The 2,422-nt window shown below is 33.0% G+C and carries 3 protein-coding genes; all 3 read left to right on the top strand.

The features are described 5' to 3' along the window. Nucleotides 1-255 precede the first annotated feature (255 nt). The 3 genes from KKG99_07420 to KKG99_07410 are packed head-to-tail and all read left to right on the top strand — an operon-like array spanning nucleotide 256 to nucleotide 1,806. Complete coding sequence (locus KKG99_07420) at nucleotides 256-1,152, top strand: PEP/pyruvate-binding domain-containing protein (protein MBU1012818.1); 897 nt, start codon at nucleotides 256-258, stop codon at nucleotides 1,150-1,152. Beyond that, on the top strand, nucleotides 1,149-1,460 hold the full coding sequence (locus KKG99_07415) for a hypothetical protein (GenBank protein MBU1012817.1): 312 nt from the start codon (nucleotides 1,149-1,151) through the stop codon (nucleotides 1,458-1,460). The genes KKG99_07420 and KKG99_07415 overlap by 4 nt, the downstream gene beginning before the upstream one ends. A 7-nt stretch (nucleotides 1,461-1,467) precedes the next feature. Continuing rightward, a complete protein-coding gene (locus KKG99_07410; protein ID MBU1012816.1) occupies nucleotides 1,468-1,806 on the top strand; it encodes a hypothetical protein in 339 nt (112 codons plus the stop codon). The last annotated feature ends 616 nt before the right edge of the window (nucleotides 1,807-2,422 follow it).

Below are 2,422 nucleotides of genomic sequence, written 5' to 3'. Positions count from 1 at the left end.
TGTGCCAACATTGTCAAAATTTAGCATTTTATTTCCCCTTTTTTATTAAGTTTATCGAAAAAATTCATAAACCAAATATAGCATAAGTATTTAATATTTAAAAGAAAATTAATTTTAAATAGCTTAAGGAAACGGCATTGAGTCTACTCTATGAAAATTCATATACCATGGAGACAATGCTTTTCAATAATATCAGAGCTCATAAATGCTTAGAATTATTGTGTAAAGCAGAACACGAAATACCGAGGAGTTAAAATGAGAAATGTTTATTCTTTAAACCATACTCATAAAATGATACCGAAAGTTTGTGGAAACAAAGCTTCAAACTTATTTAAGCTAAAACAAAACGGAATCAGAGTTCCAGATGGTTTTTTAATAACTTCAGACGCACTAAAAAAAACATTTAAGTTGGATCATGCTGATTTTCAAAACATAGAACCATCAAAAGAAGAACTTAAAAATATCCGACACGAGATTTTTAATAGAGATATAAAAGAAACGCAACTTATAAGTGATATCGAAAAGCAACTTAATAGAATAAACATTAGGAATCGTAATAAAAGCTTAATTGCCAGGAGTTCGGGAGGGGCTGAAGATGGGGATAGTCTATCATTCGCTGGAATTTTTGAAAGCGTAACAATTGGATTTCATATTGACAGCCTTATAGAAGGAGTAAAAGAGGTTTATTCATCAGCATATGCAGACAAAGCAGTTTCATATGCCCGTTTCTTCAAAGCGAAAAAAAATCTTCCAATTCCATATATTCAGGATATGAGCATATTGGTTCAAAAATTAATAGGTGGTACTGATATTATTGGGGGGGTCGTTTTTACAAAAGATCCGTTGGGAGGAAAATATGGGCGTGTTGAAATATCAAGCTGCGGTCCCAAAAGTGTTGTTGATGGAAAAGACATTCAGATATCTGGTTCTTTTGCTTTAGATCAAGGGATTATTAGCAAAGACGATCTTTCGAAATTATCAGATCTTTGCAATTCAGAATACCAAAGTCAATTACTATCTAAGTCCCTAAGTGAAATTGTGACGAAAGTACAATCGTTATTCACAACCAATCAAGATATAGAATGGATATGGGATGGAGGAAACATTTGGATCTTACAGACTCGTTCAATCACTGAAGGTGTAAAAAAATGATATACAAAGGTATTGGCGTAAGTGGGGGAGAAAATAAAGGAAAATTGGTTAAATGGACAAATAGCGATTTAGAAACTACAAAAGAGATTATTGTTTTATTACCAGATTTAGATGTCGATATGACCGAATTTTCGGAAATTTGTGGAATTGTTTCATTTGCTGGTGGCATCACTAGCCACGGAGCTGTAGTTGCAAGAGAAATGGGAATACCGTGTGTCGTTTTAACGAATCAAGAAAAAATCGAAGATGTGCTTGGTAAAATGGTTTTAGTTGATGGTTGGGAAGGGATTATTAAGGTTATAAACTAAAATGAAAATGATTGCAGCAGAAAATATAACAATAGCTTCCACAGGATATGCTTTTGCGAATGTCGATTACTTTGATTATAATAATTTAAGAAAAAATGAAAGGTCAAAAAACCGAATAATTATTGCGAAACAAACCTCTCCTGCGCTAACTCCCTTTTTACTTTCTGCTGAAGGCCTTTTACTTCAACATGGGGGAGTTTTGTCTCATGCCGTAATTATTTGTAGAAACATTGGTATCCCTTGCGCTGTTAATGTACCACCAGGCCTTTTAACGCTATGCGAGAATAGAAAAGTCGAAATCGATGGAAAAAATCGAACACTTCGGATTTATGATCTCAAGGAATAATTTTTTATGACAACAATTTTTGAGAACATCACTTTCTGCCAATTTTATTCATTTAATATAGGTCTATTAGAATCAAAAACTCTAATGGATACGATCCTTTCCAATTTGTTAGGTTCTCAATCAATGTGCTTAGGAATGATCCATAACGGTGAACTTAAAAATCTTTCAAATAGTATAAACACTCATTCTAGTCCATTATACTCCTGCTACAAATTTGAAAACAAATATCTTTATCCAGAATTTAGGGATCTTCAACGATCTTCACACTTTCTTCTACCTGGTTTCTCCATCACTTATGAATCCATTGAATATAAAGTAAATGTATTTCTAACTATTCATAAGAGTGGCGTGGGATCTATAATGTTCAAACCTGAAGATATCAAAAAATCTTCACGTGATAAATTAAAAGAAATATCAAGTTTTCAGAGGAAAAATTTAGCGGTAAGTTATTCAAACAAGTTGAGCATTGAATTTAATGGTTCTTTTCCATTTCGTGTGTGTAAGTCATTTTTATTACTTAATCGACACGTTCGGATTTAGCGCTTTAAAATTCAAATCGCCGGTTAGCAAAAAGACCACAATTCTGAAGTTTCGAAAAGTTCTGAATCCCCTTGCT

The organism is Bacteroidota bacterium (genome assembly GCA_018816945.1).
GTDB lineage: Bacteria > Bacteroidota > Bacteroidia > Bacteroidales.
Note: the sequence above shows the minus strand (reverse complement) of the source record. Positions and strands in the feature narration are given on the sequence as shown.

Bases quoted from the DNA above. Each gene is read 5' to 3' on its own strand.
- KKG99_07420 (MBU1012818.1), top strand. From the start codon at position 256: ATGAGAAATGTTTATTCTTTAAACCATACTCATAAAATGATACCGAAA.
- KKG99_07415 (MBU1012817.1), top strand. From the start codon at position 1,149: ATGATATACAAAGGTATTGGCGTAAGTGGGGGAGAAAATAAAGGAAAA.
- KKG99_07410 (MBU1012816.1), top strand. From the start codon at position 1,468: ATGATTGCAGCAGAAAATATAACAATAGCTTCCACAGGATATGCTTTT.